Consider the following 24,199-nt stretch of genomic DNA (forward strand, 5'->3'; position numbering starts at 1 on the left):
GTTCAGAGCGGCGGGCCGGGAAGTGCGCCTTCAGGTTCGGGACGCGCCGGATTTAGAGCCGCAAGGAGAAGGGGGATGGGCATGAATATACATCAGCTTCGCATCTTTTATACCGTATCTGAACGGGGGAGTTTCTCTGCGGCAGCTCAGGCGCTGCACATGACTCAGCCGGCAGTGACCATGCAGATTCAAGGGCTGGAGGATTATTTTGGCGTCAAGCTGTTCGACCGTTCCGGCAAGAAGATCATGCTGACCGACGCCGGGGAGGCGCTGCTTCCGTTCGCGCTCCGCACCCTTGAGCTGTTGCGGGAGACGGACCGGGCCATGGCGGAGTACACACAGCAGCTCTCGGGCCGGTTGCAGCTTGGAGCCAGCCTGACGATCGGCGAATATGTGCTGCCCGGGATTCTGGTTCCGTTCGGCAAGGCGTATCCCGAAATTTCGGTAACCCTGGAGGTCAGCAATACGACACAGATTATCGAGGAGATTGCCCGCAATCGGCTGAGCTTCGGGTTGATTGAAGCCGAGGTGTCCCACCCCGATATGGATATTGAGCCGGTAATGGAAGACGAGCTGCTGCTGGTGGTGCCGGCAGGCCATGAACTGGCCGGGAGAGAGAATGTCACGCTGGAAGAGGCGCTTCGGTATCCTTTTGTGCTGCGTGAACAGGGATCCGGGACCCGAAGAGTTATGGAGGAACAGCTGATGGCCAAGGGCTATGACCCGAAGGAGATCAACACCGTCATGGAGCTGGGGAGCACCGGAGCGGTCAAGTCCACCGTTGAGGCGGGGCTGGGCATCGCGATGCTCTCGCCGTCGACCCTTCGTCACGAAATCGCGCTGGGCCTGCTCTCGACCGCACGTATCCGGGACGCCTCTTTCCGGCGCCGGTTCTATGCCATCCGGTTAAAATCTACGCTGCTGCCGCTCCCCGCCGTAACCTTCCTGGCGTTCCTGCGCCAGCATGGCGGGCGGGAACAGGAGGAGGCGCAGCGGGCATACCAAGGAGGAGACGTTCATGAATAATACAGGAACCGACCGGCTTCTGGCGGCCGGACGCTGCGATCTTCATACCCACACCCAAGCTTCCGACGGGATGCAGCCGCCCGCCGAGAATGTGCGTCTGGCGTCCGACCGGGGACTGGCCGCCGTCGCCATTACCGATCATGACACGGTAGCCGGCGTGGCTGAAGCGCTGGAGACCGGGAAGCGGCTCGGCCTTGCCGTCGTGCCCGGAGTCGAGATCAGCACCCGGGCCGGAGGCAAGGATATCCACATCCTCGGCTACTTTATTGATTATGAAGACCCGGTCTTCCTGGAACGGCTGAGAGGGCTGCGGGACACCCGGGCTTCCCGCAACGAGGCCATTCTGGTCCGGCTGCGCGAGCTGGGCATTCCCGTTACGATGGAAGCGGTACTGCGCGGCATCGGCCGGGAGCTGAAGCCCGACGAGAGTGTCGGACGGCCGCATATCGCCGATGAACTGGTGCGTCTCGGCGCTGCCCGGGACATGCGGGATGCCTTCGACAAATTCCTCGCCGAAGGTGCGGCGGCCTACGTATCGCCGCCGCGGATCACACCGGCGGAGGCCTGCCGCTGGATCGCCGAAGCGAAGGGGCGGGCGGTACTGGCGCATCCCGGTCTCTACGGGGACGACGGGTTGGTGCGGGATATTCTGGACCAGGGCGGATTCGCCGGAATCGAGGCGTATCATTCCGACCACGGGCCTGCCGAGGAGCAGCGCTATCTGGCGCTTGCGGAGGAGTACGGTCTGCTCGTAACCGGCGGCTCCGATTATCACGGTGCCCGGGGCGGCGTAATCTTCCACGGCGAGCTCGGCAGCGTGACGGTAGATGCGGGCGTGCTGGAGAAGCTGGCGGGGGGCCGGAGCGAAGACAGCCGGATGGCCTGAAGCTGCAGTGGGCCGGAGCGAAGACAGTCGGGTGGCCTGAAGCTGCGGCGGGCCGGCGGCTCCCGAGACGACAGTCACCGGGGCTTCGCGGCATCCGGCGCTGCACTGCGCGTGATAAATGTAGGTCAGGGCCGCTTCAGCGAGATGCGGACCGAAGGGAGGGGGTCCCAACCCAAAGAGCAGCCGCCTGTTAGACAGGGCGGCTGCTCTTTGGGTTTTTTTGCCGGAAGGAGGCAGCGGGGCGATGAACGCCCGGGAAGTCAGCTTCGCAGCGCGCTCGGCAGCGCTCTGATCCGGTCTTCATCGGGAGTGACATAGAGCGTCTTCTGGCGGTCATAGATGACAAAGCCCGGTTTGGAGCCGTTCGGCTTGCGGACATAACGGATCAGCGTGCTGTCCACCGGAACGCTGCTCGACTGCTTGGCCTGGCTGAAGTAGGCGGCAAGCTGAGCCGCTTCCTCCAGTGTGGCATCGCCAAAGCTCTCGCTGCGGATGACTACGTGGGAGCCGGGGATATCCTTCGTATGCAGCCACGTATCGTTCGGACCGGCGAGCCGGTTCGTCAAATACTCGTTCTGGAGATTGTTCTTGCCGACATAGATCTCGATTCCTTCCGACGAGGTGAAGACCTGAAGCGTCGGCCGGGACGGCTTTTTCTTCTTCTTGCCTTTCTTGCTTCGGTCCCGCAGATAGCCGCCGGAGACAAGCTCGTCGCGGATCTCTTCGATGTCGTTCAGGGACGCATGATCCAGCTGCTGAAGCAGGCTCTCCATATAAGTGATCTCCTCGCGGGTCAGAGCGGTCTGCTCGTCAATGACGGCGAGGCTGTTCTTGTACTTGTTGTACTTCTTGAAGTAGCGCTGCGCATTGTCCGAGGGCGTCAGCAGCGGATCGAGCGGAATGTCGATCTCCGCCTGGTTCTCGTCGTAATAATTGACCAGCCGGGCTTCGCGGTCGCCCTTCTTGAGCGCGTGCAGCGAAGCGAAGATCAGTTCGCCGTAAATCCGGTAACGGTCGGCGTCCTGCGCCTCTTCCTGATCCTGGCGAAGCTTGTCGAGCTTCTTCAGGTTCTTGCTCCGTTCATTGGACAGGAAGCGGATCAGATCGCTGACGCGCTGCTTCACGGTGTCGCGCTCGGCTTTGTCGCCGTAGTAGTCCTCCATGCAGGCGCTGATCGTCGGGTAGCGTTTGGTCTCTCCTTCGAACAGACTCAAGGGAACCGCCGAGAAGATCGGCTTGCCCTTCGTATTGAAGCCCGTCTTCGGGGTGAAGACGGAGGCGCGCACAAGAGAGAAGGTGGCTTCAAAAGCGTCCGCCAGCGCCTCCGCGGTCCGGAACTCCGACCGGCGAACCATGTCCTGCGCGATCAGGGGGCTGATCCCGCTGAACGACGCGACGATCCAGCCGGCCGGATCGTCCAGAGGGGAAGGCGCCGCGGTCGCAGCTTCAGCCGGGCTTCCGGCCGGCTCGCGTCCGGCTGACTCCGCCTCTTGCCCGCTTGCGGATTCGTCCCCGCCGACTTGAGCGGCGGCCGCTTGCGCCGCCTGACGAAAGAGCCCGGCGAACTCCTCCCGGCTCGTCTCCAGCGGGTTCCGCTTATGCTGGCGCGGCGGCTCTGTGTAGGCAAAGCCGGGCATTACGATCCGGTAGCTGCTGATCGCGGGGGTGACATGATGAATTCCGTCGATAATCGTTCCGGTCGCAGCGTCGGTCAGAATCAGGTTGCTGTGCCGGCCCATCAGCTCGATAATGAGGATCTTCGCAGATACGTCTCCCAGCTCGTCGCGCTGGCGGATGCGCATATGAATGATCCGCTCGAGCCCGATCTGCTCCACGCTCTCAATGACGCCGCCTTCGCAGTGCTTGCGCATCAGCATGCAGAACATCGGCGCTTCCGAAGGATTGATACCCTGGCGCTCCGTGAAATGAACGCGGGGATAGGTCGGGTTGGCGGACAAGAGCAGTCTGCCTCCTCCGGCTCCCCGCAGGGTGAAGACCAGATCATGGTCGCTGGGTTGATATATTTTGCTGATCCGCTGCCCCGTGCAGGCTTGAAGCTCGCTGACGATGGCGCGGGTTACGATGCCGTCAAGTGCCATGATTGCTTAATCTCCCGTCCTTGAAGTTAAAATTGCTTCCTCTATGATGCCATACTTCCCGGTTCGGACGCAAAGAGGGAGGCGAAGCGCTGCCGTTCCTGGTTTCCGGGACGGGGTGATAATTGCGGACGACCCCGAATACATTAGGTCATGAACGGGTGGAAAAGCTGTCGGTCCGCTTCCCTGGCGAAGCGGATACAGAAATGACCGGGAGGGGAACGATTGTCCATGGAACACACAAGTTGGCACCGGCTGGGAAGAGAGGAGCTGCTGGCGCATTTTAACGTAACGCCCCAGGGCGGACTGAGTGAAGAGGAAGCCGGGAGAAGGCGCGAGGACAGCGGGTACAATGAGCTCTCGGAAGGAGAACGGCTGTCGCCGTTCACCCTGCTGCTCAACCAATTCAAGGATTTCATGGTGCTGGTGCTGATGGGAGCCACCCTGGTGTCCGGCCTGCTCGGCGAATATCTGGATGCCGTTACCATCATCGCCATCATCATTCTGAACGGTATTCTCGGATTTGTTCAGGAATTCCGGGCGGAACGCTCGCTGCGGGCGCTGAAGCAGCTGTCGGCTCCGACGGCCAAAGTGGTGCGCGGCGGCGAGAGCCGGCATGAAGCGGCGAGGATGCTGGTGCCGGGCGATATTGTCCTCCTGGAGAGCGGCGACCGGGTGCCCGCCGATGTGCGCTGGCTGGAATGCAGCAGCCTGTACACGGAGGAGTCCGCACTGACGGGCGAGTCGCTTCCCGTATCCAAGCATTCGGAGCCGATCGCCGCTGAAGAAGTGCCGCTCGGCGACCAGAAGAATATCGGCTTCATGGGGACGATGGTTACCCGCGGAACGGGCCGGGCCATCGTCGTGCGAACCGGGATGGATACGGAGATGGGGAAGATCGCGGACCTCATCCAGAGCACGGAATCCCAGGAGACGCCGCTGCAGCGGCGTCTGGAGCAGCTCGGCAAAATCCTGATCTACGTCTCGCTCGTTCTCACTGTCGTGGTCGTTCTGGCAGGCATTCTGCACGGCCAGCCGGCTACCGGCATGTTCCTGGCCGGTGTCAGTCTCGCGGTCGCCGCCATTCCCGAAGGGCTGCCGGCCATCGTCACGATTGCCCTGGCGCTGGGCGTGCAGCGCATGATCAAGCGCGGCGCTATCGTCCGCAAGCTCCCTTCAGTGGAGACGCTGGGCTGCGCTTCTGTCATCTGCTCCGACAAGACCGGAACGCTGACGCAGAACAAGATGACGGTAACGCGGGTATGGACGGGCGGCCGGATGATGGAGGTTACGGGAGAAGGCTATGCGCCGGTCGGAACGGTTACCGACAAGGGCAGACCGGTAGAGCTCAAGCATGACCAGAGCCTGCGGCGGGTGCTCCAGATCGCCGCGCTCTGCAACAATGCCGAGATTGTGGAGACCGAGGCCGGGAACAAGGCCAAGTCCAAGGCCAAGCGCAAGAGCAAAAAGAGCGGGAACAGCGATGGAGAGGAGGGCGCCGAGGCGGTCCATTCCGGAGAGAAGGTATGGACGCTCAAGGGCGACCCCACCGAAGGCGCGCTCACCGCGCTGTCGGCCAAGATGGGGCTGACGGCCGGCCATCTGGCCCAGACCTTTACCCGCGAGAAGGAGTTCCCGTTCGATTCCGAACGGAAGCTGATGTCGGTCATTGTCCGGCATCCGGGAGGCCGGATGGTCTGCGCCAAAGGCGCGCCCGATGTGCTGCTCGGCCGCTGCGCCTATATGCTGTGGGAAGGCCAGGTGGTACCCTGCACGCCGACGCTCCGCCAGAAAGTGCTGGAAGCGAACGAGGGCATGGCTTCGGGCGCGCTCCGGGTGCTCGGGCTGGCTTTTCGAGAACTTCGCTCCGGCGAGAAGAGCGAGACCGACAAGGAGACGGAATCCCAGCTCGTCTTCGCGGGTCTGACCGGCATGATCGATCCGCCCCGGCGCGAAGTGCGTGACGCCATAGCCGTCACCCGCCGGGCAGGGATCAAGACGGTGATGATTACCGGCGACCATGGAACGACCGCCGAAGCCATTGCCCATCAGCTGGGCATCATTCAGCGCGCCGGTTCCGTTCTGACCGGAGCCCAGCTGTCGCGCATGGACGATGATGAGCTGGATAAAATGAGCGACCATGTCTATGTGTACGCCCGGGTCTCCCCCGAGCACAAGCTGCGGATTGTGAAATCCTTGCAGCGCGGCGGACATGTGGTGGCCATGACCGGAGACGGGGTCAACGATGCGCCGGCGATCAAGGCGGCCGACATCGGCATTGCGATGGGCATTACAGGCACAGACGTAACCAAGGAAGCGTCTGCGCTTGTCCTCGGAGACGACAACTTCTCGACGATTGTCGCGGCGATTGAGGAAGGCCGAAGCATCTACGAGAATATCCGGAAGTTCATCCGCTATCTGCTGGCCTCCAATGTCGGCGAAATCCTGACGATGTTCTTCGCCATGATGCTCGGTCTGCCGCTGCCGCTGGTCCCCATCCAGATTCTGTGGGTCAATCTCGTCACGGACGGACTCCCGGCGATGGCGCTCGGCGTGGATCAGCCCGAGAAAGACCTGATGGAACACAAGCCGCGCGGCTCCAGAGAGAACATCTTTGCCCGGCGGCTGGGCTGGAAGATTATCAGCCGCGGCTTTCTGATCGGCCTGTGCACCTTGGGCGCCTTCTGGCTGACCTTGCGCTCCGATCCCGGCGATCCCGCTCGGCTGATGCAGGCGCAGAGCGTAGCCTTCGCCACCCTGGTGCTGGCCCAGCTCATCCATGTGTTCGACTGCCGCAGCTCCCGCTCGGTGTTCCACCGCAATCCCTTCCAGAACAAATACCTGGTGCTCGCCGTGCTGTCCTCGGTGCTGCTCATGCTGGCCGTCATGTATATCCCGGCCATGCAGCCGATCTTCAAGACGGTGCCGCTCGGATTCCGCGACCTCGCCCTGAGCTTCGTCGCCGCCGGGATTCCGACCTTCCTCATGGGAGCGGGCAGCGTATGGAGCGGCAACCGGTTGAAGCGCCGCCATGCCGGAAGCGGGCGCAGCGGAGGCAGCGGAACCAGACCGCAGGCGAAAAGTACAAAAATTTCGGCATAAAATCAATAGCATTGTCCCGCTCCTTGCGGTATGCTGTTTGCAGTTTACTGAAGGAGTGGTCGATTCATGGAATTCACCAAAATGCACGGACTCGGCAATGATTTTATCGTCGTCTTCGGGGAACGCGAGCTTCCGGACGATGCGCCGGAGCTGGCCGTCAAGCTCTGCAACCGGAATTTCGGCATCGGGGCCGACGGGCTGGTCTATATTCTTCCTTCCGGGATCGGCGACTTCAAGATGCGGATCATCAACTCCGACGGTTCGGAAGCGGAGCAGTGCGGCAACGCCATCCGCTGCGTCGCGAAATATGTATATGACCACGGGCACGTAGCCTCCGACCGCATCGTAATCGAGACGATCGGGGCGGGCGCCCAGAAGGTCAGCCTATCCGTCAAGGACGGGCGCGTGGAGACGGTAACGGTGGATATGGGAGAGCCGGTCCTGTCCGGTCCGCAGATTCCGGTCGCCGTTGACGCCGAGCCTGTTCTGGGGCAGCCGATTGAGGCGAACGGCCGCGAGTTCCGGTTCACGGCTGTATCTATGGGCAATCCGCACTGCGTGATCTACGTCGAGGATGCGGTCAGCTTCGATCTTGAAGCCTTCGGTCCTCCGCTGGAGACGCATCCGCTCTTTCCCCGCAAGGTCAATGTGGAGTTCGCAACCGTCCGGGACCGGGAGAGCATCGATATGCGGGTCTGGGAACGCGGCGCCGGACCGACGCTGGCCTGCGGAACGGGAGCCTGCGCAACCCTCGTCTCTTCGGTTCTGAACGGACTTGCGGAACGCAGCGCCCGGGTCAGTCTGAAGGGCGGCGACCTGCATATCCGCTGGAGCGAGGAAGACAACCACGTCTACATGACCGGTCCGGCAGAAGCGGTCTTCACCGGTACGGTGGAGGTCTGAACCCCCTGCCGGAGAGACCGTCGCCGGAGGGAGCGGCGAAGAGCAAGCGGGCTTCGGGGAACCGAAGTCCGCTTTTTTGGCGCGTAAAAGCCAAAGAATCGCCAATTTGGCTCCTGAATGGCAGGAAGATGAAGACAATCGTGCATTTTCCGCCAATCTCTTATCGAAGCTGCCGATTTGTGTTACATTTATAAAAATCCAAAGTCAGGGGAGGCGTCGACGTGAAGCCGGATTTGCGCAAAGCCTGGGAGAGCGGCATACTGGTCGGAGACGGTGCGATGGGCACCTTTTTGTACAATATGGGGTTCCCGGTGGGAATCTCTTATGAAGAACTCAATCTGACGCGCCCCGAGGTGATTCGGGATGTGCACAGAAGCTATATGGAAGCCGGCGCTCAGGTGCTGGAGAGCAATACGTATTCCGCGAATGAGGACAAGCTGTCGAAGTTCGGGCTGGAATCGGGCGTAGAGGCGATCAACCGGGCGGGCGTCCGCATTGCGCGGGAAGCGGCCGGCGAGACGGGCTATGTAGTCGGAGCCGTCGGTTCCATCCGCGCCGGCAAGCGGGCGAATCTCTCGGCTGCCGAGCTTAAGCGCCTGTTCGGGCGGCAGATCGGAGCGCTGCTGGAGGAGGAGCCCGACGGGATTCTGCTGGAGACGTTCTATGACGTGGAGGAGCTTCACCTGGCGCTGAGAACGGTGCGGAAGCTGAGCGCTCTTCCGGTGATCTGCCAGCTGGCCGTGGACGAGACGGCGATGACGCTGGACGGGCTGACGCTGCCCGAAGCTTTCCGGATTCTGCAGGAGGACGGGGCCGACATGATCGGCTTCAACTGCCGGACGGGACCGATCGGCATCAAGCGTTCGCTCGGTACGCTTCAGGGCCAGCTGGAAGTGCCAGTCTCCGTCTATCCGAATGCCGGCGTCGCCGATTATGTGGACGGCCAGTACCGGTACGGAGCCTCCCCGGAATATTTCGGAAGCATGGCGACTGCCTTCGCCGATCTGGGCGCCCGTCTGATCGGCGGCTGCTGCGGAACGACGCCCGCGCATATTGCGGAGATCGCGGCGGCGCTGACGGACTACGAGCCGCGGCCCCTTCCGGAACCCGCTGCGTCGCCCGAGCGGGACCGGATTCGGATTCAGGAGCCGGCTGAGGAAGAAGGCGGAGATGGCGGAGAACCGACGCTGGTCGATCTGGTCCGGGAGCGGCATACGGTCATTGTGGAGCTGGACCCGCCCCGCGATCTCGACATCTCCCGGTTCCTGGACGGGGCCGAGGCGCTCCGCCGGGCCGGAGCGGACGCGCTGACGCTGGCCGACAACTCGCTGGCCGTCACGCGTATGAGCAATATGGCGCTCGGCGCCATTGCGCTTCAGAAGACCGGTCTGCGGCCCCTGATTCATATCGCCTGCCGGGACCGCAATCTGATCGGCACCCAGTCCCATCTCATGGGCTTTGACGCCCTGGGCATCGACCATGTGCTGGCCGTTACGGGAGATCCGGCCCGGTTCGGCGATCTGCCGGGCTCCAGCTCGGTCTATGATCTGACGTCTTTTGAGATTATCCGGATGATCAAACAGCTGAACGACGGAATTTCCTTCTCGGGCAAACCGCTGAAGCAGCGCGCCAATTTCGTGATCGGCGCAGCGTTCAACCCCAACGTGAAGCATTTGAACAAGGCCGTGGAACGGCTGGAGAAGAAGATTGCCTCCGGCGCCGACTATATTATGACCCAACCGGTCTACGATCCCGAGCTCATCGGCCGTATCGCCGATGCGACCGCCCATCTGAATGTGCCGATCTTTCTGGGCATCATGCCGCTCGCCAGCGGCCGCAATGCCGAGTATCTGCACAATGAGGTCCCGGGCATCCAGCTCTCGGACGAGGTTCGCCGGAGAATGGCGGGGCTTGAGGGCGAAGCCGGACGGGCGGAGGGCGTCGCCATTGCCAAGGAGCTTCTGGACGAAGCCATGAAGCGGTTCAACGGCATTTATCTGATGACGCCGTTCATGTTCTATGAGATGAGTGCGGAGCTGCTGCAGCATGTATGGACCAAGACGGGGCGCCGATTGTCCCCCTTGTTTCGCTAGAAGGAATCCATTACAATAGTGTAACGGATGTGATGCCGATGTCATTTAGCATGACCGGATTCGGTCAATCCACAAGGAAATTCGGCGGTTTTACCCTGCGTTTTGAATTGAAATGCGTCAACCACCGCTACTGCGAAGTGCTGTTCCGCATGCCAAGAGAGTGGGCAAGGCATGAGGACGGACTGCGCAAGCTGGTTCAGCGTGAGATAGCCCGGGGACGGGTGGACGTCAGCATTGCCGCCGATGCGGACGAGCAGAGCGCCGGACCGGTATTGAACGAGCCGCTTGTCCGCGCCTATCTGGCCGCTGCCGAACGGCTCCGTTCCGGCTTCGGCCTTCCCGGCGACCTTACGCCGGGAGAACTGCTTCGCCTTCCCGGGGTAATGGAAGGACAAGACCGTTCCTCGGTCCTTCAGGGAGAGGCGTTTGAGACCGTGCTTCGCGACGGGCTGGAAGAGAGCCTTCGGGAGCTGGTCGCGATGCGGGCAAGAGAAGGGCGTTTTTTGTCGGAAGAGATGCTCCGCAGACTGGAAGTTCTGGAGCGGCATCTGGACGAATTGGCGGCGCTGGCGCCGTCCGTTCCGGAGGAATACCGTGACAGGCTGAGGAACCGGCTGCAGGAGCTGAGTGAAGGCGTGTTCCCCTTTGACGAGCAACGGTTTAACATGGAGGTCGCTCTATTCGCGGACCGCAGCAGCATTGATGAGGAGCTCGTACGGCTGCGAAGCCATACCGGACAATTCCGGGATCTGCTTGAGGGCGGCGGTCCCTCGGGCCGCAAGCTGGATTTTCTCGTTCAGGAGATGAACCGGGAAGCCAATACGATCGGCTCGAAGAGCAGCCGTCTGGAGATTACGAACCGGGTTCTTGATATCAAGAACGAGCTGGAGAAGATCCGCGAGCAGGCTGCCAATCTGGAGTAGCGGCTTTTTGCCGGCGCACGAATGAATCAAGAGTCAACCATATGGGGGGAACAACCGGAACATGGCCATTAAACTTATCAATATCGGCTTTGGAAATATCGTCTCGGCCAATCGCATCATTTCCATAGTCAGCCCTGAATCCGCTCCGATCAAGCGAATCATTCAGGAAGCCCGGGATCGGCATATGCTGATCGACGCGACCTATGGACGCCGGACCCGAGCCGTCATCATCACGGACAGCGACCATGTCATTCTCTCGGCCGTTCAGCCGGAGACGGTGGCCCACCGCCTGTCCAGCAAAGATGACGATAACGACGAATAAACGAGTGATGGAGTGTACTATGCGAAAAGGATTGCTGATTGTGTTGTCCGGACCTTCCGGAGTCGGTAAAGGCACCGTTTGTACCGCCCTGCGGCCGAGAATACCGGATCTTGTGTATTCCGTCTCGGCTACGACGCGCAGCCCCCGTGCCGGGGAGCAGGATGGCGTGAATTATTTTTTCAAGACCCGCGAGCAGTTCGCCGCCATGATCGAGAACGACCAGCTGCTGGAACATGCGGAGTACGTGGGCAACTATTACGGAACCCCGCGCGACTTCGTGGAGAAGACGCTGGAGAGCGGACGGGACATCATTCTGGAGATTGAAGTCCAGGGCGCGCTCAAAGTCAAAGAGAAATTTCCCGAAGGCATCTTTGTGTTCCTGCTGCCTCCTTCGATGGACGAGTTGAAAGACCGGATTCGCGGACGCGGAACGGAACATGACGAAGTCATCAACCACCGCATGTCGGTGGCCGAGGATGAGATCAGCCTCATGCGCCACTATGATTATGCGGTGGTTAACGACGAGATTGATCTGGCCTGCAAGCGAATAGAAAGCATTATTATCGCCGAACATTGTAAAATCAAGTAATTCATCCGAAGTGAAGAGGTGTGCTTGTGCTATATCCGTCTATTGATGAAATGATGAACAAGGTGGACAGCAAATATTCGCTCGTGGTGGCAGCCGCCCGCCGGGCGAGACAGCTCCGCGAAGGCGCGAAGAGCGATCTGCAATCTCCGAAATCCCACAAGAACGTCGGAGTTGCTCTGGAAGAAGTGTACAAGGATCAAGTCGTCGTCGGTCACGAGGAAGAAGAATAGACCCTTCGCCGGACACGACAGGCCCGAGAGGGAGTGCGGCCGCTTCTGCGGCTCGCCCTGCCGGCCCATAGGTAGATAAGCCCGGAAGCGGGCAGATCCTGACAACCGCAAGGTTGTTATTTTTTTAGTTCGGGAGGGAAGAGGATGTTGCACGGCAAAACGATACTGCTCGGCGTCACGGGCGGCATTGCGGCCTACAAAGCGGCGGCGCTGGTCAGCAAGCTTACCCGGAAGGGCGCCAAGGTGCATGTCATCATGACGGCTTCCGCCAAAGAATTCATCACGGAGCTTACGTTGCAGTCGCTGTCGAAACAGCGGGTCTTCAGCGATACCTTTCAGGAACGCGACCCGTCCTCCGTCTCGCATATCGACCTCGCGGATGCCGCAGATCTGGTGCTCGTTGCTCCGGCCACCGCGAATATTATCGGCAAGATGGCGAACGGAATTGCCGACGACATGCTGTCCACCACGCTGCTTGCGGTGACGGCTCCCGTTATGCTGGCTCCGGCGATGAACGTCCATATGTATACGCATCCGGCTGTGAGGGACAATCTGCGCACGCTCGCTGAACGCGGCGTCCGGATGATTGAACCGGGCGAAGGGCTGCTGGCCTGCGGCTATGTCGGCAAGGGGCGGATGGAGGAGCCGGAGACCATCGTGGCTTGTGTGGAAGCCTTCTTCGCGCAGCAGGAGAAGGAGAAGACGCTGGCCGGACGCAAGGTGGTCATTACGGCGGGCGGTACGGTGGAACGGATTGACCCGGTTCGCTATATTACAAATGATTCTTCCGGCAAAATGGGCTTCGCCCTTGCCCGGGCCGCCAGCCGGCTCGGCGCGGAGGTTACGCTCATCGCTGCGAAGACCGACGTTCCGCCGCCGCCGGACCTGAAGGTGGTCCGCGTGCAGTCGGCCGCCGATATGTACGAAGCCGTCCTTGGAGAATGGGCGGACTGCGATATTCTGATTAAGGCGGCAGCCGTCGCCGATTACCGGCCGGCGGAGCGGGCGGAGACGAAGATCAAGAAAGCGGGCGAGCGGATGACGCTCGAACTGGTCAAGACGATTGATATTCTGGAGACGCTGGGCCGTTCCAAGACGACGCAGTTTCTGATCGGCTTTGCCGCAGAGACGGGCAATGCCGAGGAATACGCGAAGGACAAGCTTGCACGCAAGAACTGCGATCTCATTGTTGCCAACGACGTGGCCGAACCGGGCGCGGGGTTCGGCGTCGATACGAACCGGGTCTCCGTCTACGACCGGAACGGACTGGTCGAGAGTCTGCCGCTGATGTCCAAGGACGACGCGGCTGAGCGCATCCTGGATATCGCCGCCCGGCGCGCGGCGGGAGCTCTGCTGTAATGGACATTGCCAAAGTCATCGTAGACGTCCCGGTGCGCAGCACGGACCGGCCCTTTGACTATTCCGTTCCCGATGCAATGAAGGTATGGATCGAGGTCGGAAGCCGTGTGGCCGTTCCGTTCGGGCACCGGACGGTGCAGGGTTTTGTTGTGGCGCTGGAATACGGCGACGTTCGGGCTGTACCCGGCCTCAAGCCGGTTCAGGAGGTATTGGATTTGATGCCGCCTCTGTCGCCGGAGCTTGTGGAGCTGGCGGACTGGATCAGCGAACGCTATGCCTGCCGCAAAATCTCCGCGCTCCAGGCCATGCTGCCGACGGCGCTCAAGGGAAAGGCTGAACGGCTCATTTCGCTGGGCGACGAGGAAGCGGAGCCCGATGCGGCCATCTTTCCGGATGAGGAATGGCTGCCGATGTTCCCGGGACCGGGCAGGGAAGAGCGCGACATTGCAGAATTTGTCCGCGGGAGCGGCGAAGTGTCGATGAAGCAGCTTGCCCGGGCGTTCCCGAGCGGCGCGGAGACCGTCAAGTTCATGCTGCGGCGCGGCGTGCTGAAGGAGAGCCAGTCGATCAAGGACAAGCTTGGCAAGAAGAAGCTGAAGGCTATCGATCTGGCCGTGGACCCGGAGGCGGCGCGCGATGCGCTGGCCTCCTTCCCGGCCCGTTCCGCCCGGCAGAAGGAAGTGCTGTCTTATCTGATCGACCTGGAGGCGGTGCTGCCGATGCCGCTGAAGGACGTGCTGGCCGCGCTGCAGGTCACGGCGGGAACCGTCAAGGGCTTGGAGGAGAAGGGTCTTGTCGAAATCACCGAAATTGAAGTGTACCGGGACCCCTACCGGGGCCGGGACTTCAAGCCGAGCACGCCGCTTGCGCTGACCGAAGAACAGCAGGCCGCCTACGATCCGATTGCGGCCGCCGTCGAAGAGCGCAGACATGAAGTCTTTCTGCTGCACGGCGTAACCGGAAGCGGGAAGACGGAGATCTATTTGCAGACGATCCAGCGCTGCGTGGACCAGGGAAGACAGGCGGTCGTGCTGGTCCCGGAAATATCGCTCACTCCGCAGATGGTCGAACGCTTCAAGAGCCGGTTCGGCAGCGGCGTGGCCGTGATGCACAGCCGGCTGTCTTCAGGCGAACGCTATGACGAATGGCGCAAAATCCGGGAAGGTAAGGCATTCGTCGCGGTCGGAGCGCGTTCGGCCGTATTCGCGCCTTTCTCCAATCTGGGTCTGGTGATTATAGATGAAGAGCATGAGACCTCCTATAAGCAGGAGGAGCACCCGCGCTACCATGCCCGGGACGTAGCCGTCCGGCGGGCCGAGCAGGGGGACGCGGTCGTCGTGCTGGGCTCGGCCACGCCTTCGCTGGAGAGCTATTACGCCGCCCGGTCCCAGAGCGATATCCACTTCGCTCCCCGGCTGCTGACGATGTCCACACGGGCGCTCGGCAACGCGCTGCCCCGCGTGGAGATCGTGGATATGCGCGAGGAGCTGAAGGAAGGGAACCGCTCGATGTTCAGCCGCGGGCTGCACAGCGCGCTCGCCGCACGGCTCGAGCGGGGCGAGCAGACGGTGCTGCTCCTGAACCGGCGCGGCTTCTCGACCTTCGTCATGTGCCGCTCCTGCGGCTACGTGGCCGGATGTCCGAACTGCGATATCTCGCTGACTTATCACAGCCGCAGCGACAATCTGCGCTGTCATTACTGCGGTCATGCCGAGCCCTCGCCGCAGGTCTGCCCGGAATGCGGGAGCGAGCACATCCGCTTCTTCGGGACGGGGACCCAGCGGGTCGAAGAGGAACTCGGCAAGCTGTTCCCGGGCATCCGGGTCATTCGGATGGATGTCGATACAACGACGGAGAAAGGCTCGCACGAGAAGCTGCTTGCCGGCTTCCGCGACAAGAAGGCCGATGTCCTGCTCGGGACCCAGATGGTCGCGAAGGGACTGGATTTTCCGGATGTTACCCTGGTTGGGGTTATCACGGCCGATTCCGCGCTGAACCTGCCGGATTTCCGGGCGGCGGAGAAGACCTTTCAGCTCCTTACACAGGTAGCGGGGCGGGCGGGCCGCCATTCGCTGCCGGGCGAAGTGCTGATCCAGTCGTATACGCCGGATCACTACTCGATTATTCATGCCTCCGGGCATGATTATGACTCTTTTGTCCGCGACGAGCTGAGGCACCGGAAGGAACTGCATTACCCGCCTTACTGCCGGCTTATTCTCGTTACGCTGTCGCATGAAGAAATGTCGGTGGCGCTTCGGATGGCGGAGAATCTGGCCTTGAATTTGCAGGGCCGGGCCCGCCAGCGCCGCTGGTTCGGCAGTCTCGACAAGCTGTCTTCGGACGCCCTGGATCTCCTGGGGCCGGTGGCCTCGCCGATTCCGCGCCTGAAGGGCCGCTACCGCTTCCAGTGCATCGTCAAATGGAGAGGCTCGATCGACGCGATCGGCCTTACGCGGGAAGTGGCGGACGAGCTGGAGGATTCAGCCCGGGACAGCGGGCTTCAGATTGGCATTGATGTGGATCCGCAAATGATGATGTAATGGAAATAAAAGGAATTTGGAACGACAGGAAAGGTGGACCAGAGACTTATGGCAATCCGTTTGATCGTAATTGAACCCGACGACGTCCTGCATAAGACGGCTAAGGAGGTTACCAAAATCACGCCCAATGTCCAGAAGCTGCTGGACGACATGGCGGACACGATGTACGATGCCGAGGGCGTGGGCCTGGCTGCGCCGCAGGTCGGTATTCTCAAGAGGCTGATTGTTGTCGACGCCGGCGATGAACATGGATTGATCCAGATGATCAATCCCGAGATTCAATCCAAGGAAGGCGAACAGTTCGGACCGGAAGGCTGCCTCAGCATCCCCGGCCTGAACGGAGACGTCCGCCGCGCCGAGACGGTGACCGTCCGCGGCCTGGACCGGGAAGGCAAGGAGCTCACCGTTACCGCCAGCGGTCTGCTGGCCCGGGCTTTCCAGCATGAGATCGACCACCTGAACGGCGTGCTGTTCACGGATATTGCCGAGAAGGTGTACGAAATGAAGCCGGATACCAACGGCTCCGGGGAGTGAGCAGCGTGAGAATCGTATTCATGGGCACGCCGGCTTTTGCCGTGCCGAGTCTGAAGATGCTGGTGGAAGAGGGATACGACGTCGTTGCCGTCGTGACGCAGCCGGACCGGCCGCAGGGCCGCAAAAAAACGCTGACGCCTTCTCCCGTGAAGACGGCTGCGCTGGAGCTCGGTCTTCCGGTGCTGCAGCCGGAGCGGCTGCGCCGCCCGGAGGGTGTGGCGGAGCTCGCAATCTACAAGCCGGATCTGATTGTTACGGCCGCTTACGGCCAGATTCTGCCGAAGTCCGTGCTGGACATGCCGCGCCTCGGCTGCGTCAATGTCCACGGCTCGCTGCTGCCCCAATACCGCGGCGGCGCACCGATTCAGCGCGCAATTATCAACGGCGAATCCGTGACCGGCGTCACGCTGATGTATATGGCCGAGGGTCTGGATACAGGCGATATGATCGCCAAGGTCGAGGTGCCGATTGAGGAGGAGGATACCTCCGGCACGCTCTTTGAGAAGCTGAGCGCAGCGGGCTGTGCGCTCCTGCGGGAGCAGATGCCCCGGCTGCTGGCCGGCCCGGTCGAGGCAGAGCCGCAGGATGAGCGGGCGGCGACGTATGCGCCGAATCTCGGCCGCGACGATGAGCGCATCGACTGGACGGCTTCATCGCGCTCCGTCTATAACCGCATTCGCGGACTGGTGCCTTTCTCCGGCGCCTTCACGCTCTGGAACGGAGAGACGTTCAAGGTTTGGGCCGCGGCGAATCCGGGAGAGATGCCGCTGTCGGGCGCGGTACTGACCGAAGACGGTTCGGGGGAGGCCGAATCGGTACCCGGCACGGTACTGAATGCCGGTCCTTCCGGGATTGAAGTCCGCACGGGCGACGGCAGCCTGCTGCTGCTTACCGTTCAGCCTGCGGGCAAGAAGGCGATGTCTGCGGCCGATTTCGCCCGGGGCGGCATCATGAAGCCCGGAACGGTGCTGGAATGACGCCGTCCGAGCGCCGCAGCGGCGCTGCCGGGCGGAGCGGCAGAGAAGCGACAGCGCGCAGCGTGGCGCTGGACGTGCTGATCCGGGTCGAGGCGAACGGAGCCTACAGCAATCTGCAGCTCAACAGCAGTCTGCAGAAGGCCGGCTTGTCCCGCGAAGATGCGGGCCTTACGACCGAGCTGGTGTACGGAACCATCTCCCGGTTGAACACGCTGGACTATATTCTGGCCGGCTTCGTGAAGAAGGGCCTGAGCAAGCTGGAACCCTGGGTGCGCTGTCTGCTGCGGATGAGTCTGTATCAGCTGGTCTATCTGGACCGCGTCCCGCCGCATGCGGCGGTGAATGAAGCGGTCCGGCTGGCGAAGCAGCGCGGGCACCAGGGCATTTCGGGGATGGTGAACGGCGTGCTGCGCAGCGCGCAGCGGGCCGGCCGTCTTCCGGTGCTCCCTGATGACGCCGGAGAAGCGCTCCGGATTGCCCTGACCCACTCCCATCCCGAGTGGATGGTGCGGGAGTGGATGGAGCAGTACGGAGCGGAGACGGCGGAGGCGATCTGCCGGGCCAACAATGAGCCGCCGGCCGTCAGCGTTCGGGTCAACACGACGATGACGACCCGGGAGCGGCTTCTGGATGAGATGAAGCGCGAGGGCCTTGACGCGTCGGCATCGGCGGTCAGTCCTTACGGCATCGTCGTCCGCGGCGGCGGCAATCTGGCGCTGACGTCCTGGTACAAGGACGGCCTGCTCTCCATTCAGGACGAGAGCTCGATGCTGGTCGCCGAAGCGGTTGCTCCCGAGCCGGGCATGAATGTGCTGGACTGCTGCTCCGCGCCCGGCGGCAAAACCTCGCATCTGGCCGAGCTGATGCTCGACCGGGGCCGGGTGGTCGCCTGCGACCTGCACTCGCACAAGACGGAGCTGGTCCGGGACCAGGCTGCCCGCTTAGGGCTGGAGGCCGTTGAGACGCGGGCGGCCGATGCGTTGCGGCTCGGAGAGAGCTATGCGGAAGGAACCTTCGACCGCATTCTGCTGGATGCGCCGTGCTCGGGTCTTGGGGTCATCCGGCGGAAGCCTGACCTTAAATGGACCAAGACGCCCGAGGATACCGCGGCCATTGCGGAACTGCAGCGCGGTCTGCTGGATGCCGTCTGCCGCCTGCTGAAGCCGGGCGGCCTGCTGGTGTACAGCACCTGCACGATCGAATCGTCGGAGAATGAAGAGCAGGTCCGCCGCTTCCTGGATCGGCATCCCGACTTTGAAGCGGCGGACCGGGGAAGCCGCCTGGCCAGCCGCATGGAGGACAAGCTCCGCTGCGATGCTCCCGGCCTGCAGATTCTTCCGCAGGACTACGGCAGCGACGGCTTCTACATTGCTGTATTGAAGCGAAAAGCGGAGTAGGGGCGGAATTTCCGCCGAATAAGACGGATGTGAAGAGAGCGCTGCTCCGCGCTTCTGCAAGCGCCGGGGGCGGTCACCGGATTACCGGGACCGCCGCCCGGTTTTTTTGTGCCGGCCCCGCAAGGCCGTGCGATTTTTTACCGAATCCGAGATTTATGGTAGAATAGGCAAGATGGAAGCCTCCATCCGAATAAACTGCAGAAAGAACAGGTGCGACATCCATGAAACCTTTAATATATGAGTATACGCTGGAGGAACTGCAGCAGTGGGCCAAAGATCAGGGGCAGCCGGCTTTTCGCGGCGGCCAGATTTTTGACTGGCTCTATGTGAAGCGGGTCCATTCCTTTGAAGAGATGACCAATCTGCCCAAAGTCCTCCGCGAGCAGCTTGCCGAGCAGTTCAGCATGGACGCGCTCAAGGAAATCACGAAGCTGGAATCGAAGGACGGTACGGTCAAATTCCTCTTTGGCCTGCACGACGACCACGCCATCGAGACGGTCATCATGAAGCATAATTACGGCAACAGCGTCTGTGTCACGACACAGGTCGGCTGCCGGATCGGCTGCACGTTCTGCGCCTCCACGCTGGGCGGACTGAAGCGGAATCTGACGGGCGGAGAAATTATCGCCCAGGTCGTGCGCTCGCAGCAGATTCTTGACGCCCGGGGCGAGAGAGTCAGCAGCATCGTCATCATGGGAACGGGCGAACCGTTCGAGAACTACGACGAGACGATGAAATTCCTGCGGATGATGATTCACGAGAAGGGACTCCATATCGGACAACGGCATATTACCGTCTCGACGAGCGGAATTGTGCCGAGCATTTATAAATTTGCGGACGAGGACACTCAGATCAATCTGGCCATCTCGATCCATGCCCCCAACGACGCGCTGCGCTCCAAGCTGATGCCGGTCAACCGGCGCTATCCTTTTGACGAGGTCATGGAGTCGCTGCGGTATTACCAGGCGAAGACGGGCCGCCGGATCAGCTTCGAATACGCCTTGATCGGCGGCGTCAACGACCAGCCCGAGCACGCGGAAGAGCTGGCCGGAGTGCTGAAGACGATGCTGTGCCATGTGAATCTGATTCCGGTCAACCATGTGCCGGAACGGAAATACGTCCGGACCTCCCGCAACGATATTTTTCAGTTTCAGCGGATTCTGGCCGACAACGGCGTGAATGTCACCATTCGCCGGGAACAGGGCCACGATATCGCGGCGGCGTGCGGACAGCTCCGCGCCAAACATTTGGAGTTGAGGTGATGGGTAGTGATCAGAACGGTTCATGTCAGCGATATCGGCCGTGTGCGCTCCGTTAATGAAGATTCGGTATGGAGCGGAACGACCGGAGAAGGGTATACCCTCGGCATTATCGCCGACGGAATGGGCGGGCATCTGGCCGGAGATACGGCCAGCCGGCTCGCGCTGGAGACGGTCAGGGAACAGCTGACCGCTCTCCCCGCCGGCCTTTCCCAGGAAGATCTGGGCTCGGCCATGAACGAAGCGATCCTAACAGCGAATGCGGTTGTCCACGGCAAAGCGGCGAGCGACGAGAAGTACCATAATATGGGTACGACCGTCGTTTCGGTGCTTTTGGCGAACGGTGCGGGCTATATCGGCCACATCGGGGACAGCCGGGCGTACATAGTAAGAGAGGGTCAGGCCGTTCAGCTCACCGAGGACCATACGCTCGTCAATGAGCTGTATAAGAACGGCCAGATCAGCGCGCAGGAGCTGAATACGCACCCGCGGCGCAATGTGCTGATCCGGGCGCTGGGCACGGATGCCGACATTATCGTGGATCTGATCCCGGTGACGCTCGCGCCGGGCGAGACGATCCTGCTCTGCAGCGACGGACTCAGCAACCATGTCAGCAAAGAGAATCTCGGCAAAGTGGCGGGAATCCGGGAGATTACCCTGGAGGAGCGGGCCGAGCGCCTGCTTCAGCTTGCGCTGCTCTCGGGAGGAAGCGACAACATCTCGGTTGCCATGCTTGAACATCATGAGGAGGCCGCGGTGCCCGAAACGAAGGAGTGGAAGTGATGATCGGTCACGAGTTAGGCGGTCGTTACCAAGTCATCGAGCGAATCGGCGGAGGAGGGATGGCGCTCGTCTACCGGGCGCACGATATTCTGCTCAACCGCAACGTCGCCATCAAAGTGCTGCGCAGCCAGTTTGTGCACGACGAGGAGTTTATTCGGCGCTTCCGAAGGGAGGCCCAATCGGCGGCTTCGCTCTCCCATCCCAACGTGGTCAGCATTTACGACGTGGGGCAAGAGGACGAAATTCATTATATTGTAATGGAATATGTGGAAGGCAAGAACCTGAACGAGATTATCAAGGAGAGGGCTCCGCTCCAGGTCGATGAGTCGATCCGGATCGCATCCCAGATCTGCGACGCGCTCGATCACGCCCACCAGAACCAGATTATTCACCGGGATATCAAGCCCCATAATATACTGATCGGACGGGGCGGACGGGTGAAGGTGACGGACTTCGGGATTGCCCGCGCGGTAACCTCCACGACCATTACCCAGACGGGTTCGGTCGTCGGGTCGGTCCACTATTTCTCGCCGGAGCATGCCAAAGGCGTCGCCACGGGCGAGAAGTCCGATCTCTATTCGCTCGGCATCGTGCTGTACCAGATGCTGACGGGCCATCTGCCTTTTCTCGGAGAGAGTCCCATCAGCGTTGCGCTGAAGCATCTTCAGGAGGAATTCGAGGAGCCGAGGAAGCTCAATCCCCACATTCCGCAGAGCGTGGAGAACATCATTCTGAAATCCATGCGCAAGAATCCGGAGGAACGCTATCAGTCCGCCAAGGAGATGCTTCAGGACCTGGAGACCTGCCTGCTTCCCGAACGCCGAAGCGAACCGAAGCTGGACTTCAGCGAAGGGGAGGACGAAGAGCGGACCCGGGTCATTCCGGCGATCAAGCCGACTCCCCGCGGCCTCGGCCAGCGGCCGAGACAGGAAGAGCGAATGGTGCGGGAAGAGGCGTCCGAGAACGGCCCCAAGCGAGCCAAGTCCAAAGTAAAACCGATCATCTGGATTGCACTGGCCCTCGTGCTGCTGCTGGTAGCCATGTCCGGCGTAATCTGGTACGTCAACAACAAGCTGTCCGTTCCGGAGGTCAAGGTGCCGAAGTTAACGGAGATGAAGCTGGACGATGCCAAAGCCAAGCTGGAGGAGCTCGGTCTCGTCCTGACGATGCCGGTCTCGACCAACTACAACGCCAAGTATGATCAAGGCATCGTGCTGCTGCAGAGCCGGGAGCCCGATTCCGTAGTGAAGAAGGGAACGGAGATTGCACTGACGGTCAATACGGCCAAACCGCTGTCGAAGATTCCCGACCTGACCGGCAAGACGTTCGAGGAAGCGGCGGCGCTGCTGACGGAACAGGGCGTTGACCAGAGCCGGATTACCCGGGATGAAGAGTACAGCGCCGATTACTCGCCCGGCCAGGTTATCCGTCAGAATCCGGTCGGCAATTCGGAATATGACCCCGATGCCGCTACCGTCTCGCTGGTGATCAGCAAAGGGCAGGAGAGCGTAACTATGCCGGACCTCAGCGGGCTGACCGAGCGGGAGGCGAAGCGCAAGCTGGAAGAGAACGGACTGGTACTGGGAGAAGTGAAGAACGAGTCCAGCTTCTCGGTCGAGGAAGGCAAGGTCGTGAAGCAGTGGCCGTATGACAAGGGAGTCTCGGCGCCTCCGGGCAGCGAAATTACGATCTATGTCAGCACCGGCTATCCGCCTGAAGCGCTGGAATACACCTTTAATCTGCCGGTATCCCCAGCGAAGGAAGGCAGCAGGACGAAGATCCGGATCGAGTATGCCGACGCGAGAGCGGGCGGCGAGAAGCAGGATTGGGGAACGCGCACGATCACCAAGACGCAGGTCCTGTCGGTAAATCTGGTTCTCGCTCCGAACATCGACGGGGTTGTGAATGTATACCGCGACGGTGATTTCTACGATTCCTACCCGGTAACCTATATGGATGCCAAAAACGGAACGGTTCCGATTCCGGAACCGTCGGCCGCCGAGCCGCCGCCGTCGCCGTCTGTGACGCCGACCGCAACCGCGCCGCCGTCGCCGGACCAGCCTGCCGACCCGGCGGCCGTGCTGGATGACGGGGAGCAGGACGGCGGAGAAGCGGATCAGACGGCCTACGTCCTTCCGAATGCCAATCCGAATGCCAATGCCAACAAGGCCTCGGACCATGCCAAGGTTAAGGGCAACGGCCAGGAGAAGACCAAGAACAAGGATAAGAAATCGACAGATTAAGTTCCGATATGCGGAAGGATGGCTGTAACTATGCCCGAAGGAGTCATTGTCAAAGCGCTGAGCGGGTACTACTATGTGAAGCCGCTGCGGGGCGAAGACATTGCCTGGGAAGCGGATAACATACAGTGCCGGGCGAGGGGAATCTTCAAGAAGAGGGGCGAGTCGCCGCTGGTCGGCGACCGGGTCCTCTATACGCTGACGGAGAACGGCGAGGGCGCGGTAGAGCAGATCCTTCCCCGCAGCACCGAGCTGATTCGCCCCCCCGTTGCCAATGCGTCGCTTGCCGTGCTGCTGTTCTCGGTCCGCGAGCCGGACCTCAACCTGCAGCTTCTGGACAAGTTCCTTGTCCATATCGAGCATGCCGGTCTGGAGACGCTGATTGTGCTGACGAAGCTGGATTTGGCCGGCCAAGACATGGACGCAGCGGAAGCAGCGCGCCGGCTCTACGAGAAGATCGGTTACGAGGTGCTGGTCACAAGCTCCGTAACGGGACTGGGTCGCAAGGAAGTGCAGAAACGCCTGGCCGGCCGGATCAGCGTATTCTCGGGTCAATCCGGAGTGGGGAAATCCTCCTTGCTGAATGCGCTGGTGCCCGAGCTGGACCTGGAGACCAGCGCCATCAGCCTTCGTCTCGGACGAGGACGCCATACGACCCGTCATGTCGAGCTGATCGACATCGGGGGCGGGTATGTGGCCGACACGCCGGGCTTCAGTCAGCTGGATTTCCTGGAGCTGGGCGTTGAGGAACTGGGATCGTGCTTCCGTGAATTCGCCGCCCTCTCCCAGGATTGCAAGTTCAGAGGCTGCACCCATCTTCACGAACCGGGCTGCCGCGTCATGGAAGCGGTCGAGGCCGCAGAGGTGGCTGCAAGCCGTTATGAGCACTACCGGACATTTTTCAATGAGATGAAAGACAAGAAGCGGAGGTACTGACTCT

Annotated in this window: 19 protein-coding genes; 18 read left to right on the forward strand and 1 reads right to left on the reverse strand. The window is 61.3% G+C overall.

The window, feature by feature from the left end; all coding sequences use genetic code 11:
• The first annotated feature begins 75 nt into the window (after positions 1-75).
• Together F4V43_RS11610 and F4V43_RS11615 are read left to right on the forward strand one after the other, a co-directional pair.
• Positions 76-1,026: a selenium metabolism-associated LysR family transcriptional regulator gene (locus tag F4V43_RS11610; RefSeq protein WP_150458402.1), complete on the forward strand. Its 951-nt coding sequence runs from the start codon at positions 76-78 to the stop codon at positions 1,024-1,026.
• Positions 1,019-1,912: a PHP domain-containing protein gene (locus F4V43_RS11615; protein WP_150458403.1), complete on the forward strand. Its 894-nt coding sequence runs from the start codon at positions 1,019-1,021 to the stop codon at positions 1,910-1,912. The genes F4V43_RS11610 and F4V43_RS11615 overlap by 8 nt, the downstream gene beginning before the upstream one ends.
• Before the next feature lie 260 nt (positions 1,913-2,172).
• Here the strand turns inward: F4V43_RS11615 and F4V43_RS11620 are convergent, their stop codons facing one another.
• Complete coding sequence (locus tag F4V43_RS11620) at positions 2,173-4,011, reverse strand: NFACT family protein (protein WP_150458404.1); 1,839 nt, start codon at positions 4,009-4,011, stop codon at positions 2,173-2,175.
• Between the two features lie 228 nt (positions 4,012-4,239).
• Here F4V43_RS11620 and F4V43_RS11625 point away from each other — a divergent pair, with 228 nt between their 5' ends.
• The 16 genes from F4V43_RS11625 (at position 4,240) to rsgA (ending at position 24,195) form a co-directional block, all read left to right on the forward strand.
• A complete protein-coding gene (locus F4V43_RS11625) occupies positions 4,240-7,110 on the forward strand; it encodes a calcium-translocating P-type ATPase, SERCA-type (protein WP_150458405.1) in 2,871 nt (956 codons plus the stop codon).
• A 66-nt stretch (positions 7,111-7,176) separates the two neighbouring features.
• A complete protein-coding gene (gene dapF / locus F4V43_RS11630) occupies positions 7,177-8,013 on the forward strand; it encodes a diaminopimelate epimerase (RefSeq protein WP_150458406.1) in 837 nt (278 codons plus the stop codon).
• A 221-nt stretch (positions 8,014-8,234) separates the two neighbouring features.
• The gene (locus F4V43_RS11635) at positions 8,235-10,106 is read left to right on the forward strand and encodes a bifunctional homocysteine S-methyltransferase/methylenetetrahydrofolate reductase (RefSeq protein ID WP_150458407.1); all 1,872 of its coding nucleotides are present in this window, start codon (positions 8,235-8,237) and stop codon (positions 10,104-10,106) included.
• A gap of 38 nt (positions 10,107-10,144) precedes the next feature.
• The gene (locus F4V43_RS11640; RefSeq protein WP_150458408.1) at positions 10,145-11,029 is read left to right on the forward strand and encodes a YicC/YloC family endoribonuclease; all 885 of its coding nucleotides are present in this window, start codon (positions 10,145-10,147) and stop codon (positions 11,027-11,029) included.
• Positions 11,030-11,090: 61 nt separating this feature from the next.
• Positions 11,091-11,351 (forward strand): extracellular matrix/biofilm regulator RemA, encoded by a 261-nt coding sequence (gene remA, locus F4V43_RS11645; RefSeq protein ID WP_006209218.1) that lies wholly within the window; start codon positions 11,091-11,093, stop codon positions 11,349-11,351.
• Between the two features lie 19 nt (positions 11,352-11,370).
• The gene (gene gmk, locus F4V43_RS11650; RefSeq protein ID WP_150458409.1) at positions 11,371-11,940 is read left to right on the forward strand and encodes a guanylate kinase; all 570 of its coding nucleotides are present in this window, start codon (positions 11,371-11,373) and stop codon (positions 11,938-11,940) included.
• Between the two features lie 26 nt (positions 11,941-11,966).
• Complete coding sequence (gene rpoZ, locus F4V43_RS11655) at positions 11,967-12,170, forward strand: DNA-directed RNA polymerase subunit omega (protein WP_150458410.1); 204 nt, start codon at positions 11,967-11,969, stop codon at positions 12,168-12,170.
• 144 nt (positions 12,171-12,314) lie between these two features.
• Positions 12,315-13,529: a bifunctional phosphopantothenoylcysteine decarboxylase/phosphopantothenate--cysteine ligase CoaBC gene (gene coaBC, locus F4V43_RS11660; RefSeq protein WP_150458411.1), complete on the forward strand. Its 1,215-nt coding sequence runs from the start codon at positions 12,315-12,317 to the stop codon at positions 13,527-13,529.
• Positions 13,529-16,069 carry a primosomal protein N' gene (gene priA, locus F4V43_RS11665; protein WP_150458412.1) on the forward strand — a complete coding sequence of 847 codons (2,541 nt, stop codon included), beginning with the start codon at positions 13,529-13,531 and terminating at the stop codon, positions 16,067-16,069. The genes coaBC and priA overlap by 1 nt, the downstream gene beginning before the upstream one ends.
• A gap of 48 nt (positions 16,070-16,117) precedes the next feature.
• Positions 16,118-16,603 carry a peptide deformylase gene (gene def, locus F4V43_RS11670; protein WP_150458413.1) on the forward strand — a complete coding sequence of 162 codons (486 nt, stop codon included), beginning with the start codon at positions 16,118-16,120 and terminating at the stop codon, positions 16,601-16,603.
• Between the two features lie 5 nt (positions 16,604-16,608).
• Complete coding sequence (fmt, locus tag F4V43_RS11675) at positions 16,609-17,580, forward strand: methionyl-tRNA formyltransferase (protein ID WP_150458414.1); 972 nt, start codon at positions 16,609-16,611, stop codon at positions 17,578-17,580.
• Complete coding sequence (gene rsmB, locus F4V43_RS11680) at positions 17,577-18,977, forward strand: 16S rRNA (cytosine(967)-C(5))-methyltransferase RsmB (protein WP_150458415.1); 1,401 nt, start codon at positions 17,577-17,579, stop codon at positions 18,975-18,977. Before fmt ends, rsmB begins: the two co-directional genes overlap by 4 nt.
• Before the next feature lie 221 nt (positions 18,978-19,198).
• The gene (rlmN, locus tag F4V43_RS11685; RefSeq protein WP_150458416.1) at positions 19,199-20,239 is read left to right on the forward strand and encodes a 23S rRNA (adenine(2503)-C(2))-methyltransferase RlmN; all 1,041 of its coding nucleotides are present in this window, start codon (positions 19,199-19,201) and stop codon (positions 20,237-20,239) included.
• A gap of 6 nt (positions 20,240-20,245) precedes the next feature.
• Complete coding sequence (locus tag F4V43_RS11690; protein WP_150458417.1) at positions 20,246-21,019, forward strand: Stp1/IreP family PP2C-type Ser/Thr phosphatase; 774 nt, start codon at positions 20,246-20,248, stop codon at positions 21,017-21,019.
• Entirely contained in the window at positions 21,019-23,262 is a 2,244-nt protein-coding gene (pknB, locus tag F4V43_RS11695) for a Stk1 family PASTA domain-containing Ser/Thr kinase (RefSeq protein WP_150458418.1), read from the forward strand. Before F4V43_RS11690 ends, pknB begins: the two co-directional genes overlap by 1 nt.
• A 30-nt stretch (positions 23,263-23,292) precedes the next feature.
• Complete coding sequence (rsgA, locus tag F4V43_RS11700; RefSeq protein ID WP_150458419.1) at positions 23,293-24,195, forward strand: ribosome small subunit-dependent GTPase A; 903 nt, start codon at positions 23,293-23,295, stop codon at positions 24,193-24,195.
• Positions 24,196-24,199: the final 4 nt, after the last annotated feature.

The sequence above is a fragment of the Paenibacillus spiritus genome, from assembly GCF_008710135.1.
Classification (GTDB): domain Bacteria; phylum Bacillota; class Bacilli; order Paenibacillales; family Paenibacillaceae; genus Paenibacillus_AQ; species Paenibacillus_AQ glufosinatiresistens.

Excerpts from the sequence above, each read along its gene's own strand:
- pknB (WP_150458418.1), top strand. The coding sequence starts at position 21,019 with ATGATCGGTCACGAGTTAGGCGGTCGTTACCAAGTCATCGAGCGAATC.
- F4V43_RS11640 (WP_150458408.1), top strand. The coding sequence starts at position 10,145 with ATGTCATTTAGCATGACCGGATTCGGTCAATCCACAAGGAAATTCGGC.
- def (WP_150458413.1), top strand. The coding sequence starts at position 16,118 with ATGGCAATCCGTTTGATCGTAATTGAACCCGACGACGTCCTGCATAAG.
- rlmN (WP_150458416.1), top strand. The coding sequence starts at position 19,199 with ATGAAACCTTTAATATATGAGTATACGCTGGAGGAACTGCAGCAGTGG.
- rsmB (WP_150458415.1), top strand. The coding sequence starts at position 17,577 with ATGACGCCGTCCGAGCGCCGCAGCGGCGCTGCCGGGCGGAGCGGCAGA.
- F4V43_RS11620 (WP_150458404.1), bottom strand. The coding sequence starts at position 4,011 with ATGGCACTTGACGGCATCGTAACCCGCGCCATCGTCAGCGAGCTTCAA.
- F4V43_RS11625 (WP_150458405.1), top strand. The coding sequence starts at position 4,240 with ATGGAACACACAAGTTGGCACCGGCTGGGAAGAGAGGAGCTGCTGGCG.
- gmk (WP_150458409.1), top strand. The coding sequence starts at position 11,371 with ATGCGAAAAGGATTGCTGATTGTGTTGTCCGGACCTTCCGGAGTCGGT.
- rsgA (WP_150458419.1), top strand. The coding sequence starts at position 23,293 with ATGCCCGAAGGAGTCATTGTCAAAGCGCTGAGCGGGTACTACTATGTG.
- coaBC (WP_150458411.1), top strand. The coding sequence starts at position 12,315 with ATGTTGCACGGCAAAACGATACTGCTCGGCGTCACGGGCGGCATTGCG.
- remA (WP_006209218.1), top strand. The coding sequence starts at position 11,091 with ATGGCCATTAAACTTATCAATATCGGCTTTGGAAATATCGTCTCGGCC.
- F4V43_RS11610 (WP_150458402.1), top strand. The coding sequence starts at position 76 with ATGGGCATGAATATACATCAGCTTCGCATCTTTTATACCGTATCTGAA.
- F4V43_RS11615 (WP_150458403.1), top strand. The coding sequence starts at position 1,019 with ATGAATAATACAGGAACCGACCGGCTTCTGGCGGCCGGACGCTGCGAT.
- priA (WP_150458412.1), top strand. The coding sequence starts at position 13,529 with ATGGACATTGCCAAAGTCATCGTAGACGTCCCGGTGCGCAGCACGGAC.
- dapF (WP_150458406.1), top strand. The coding sequence starts at position 7,177 with ATGGAATTCACCAAAATGCACGGACTCGGCAATGATTTTATCGTCGTC.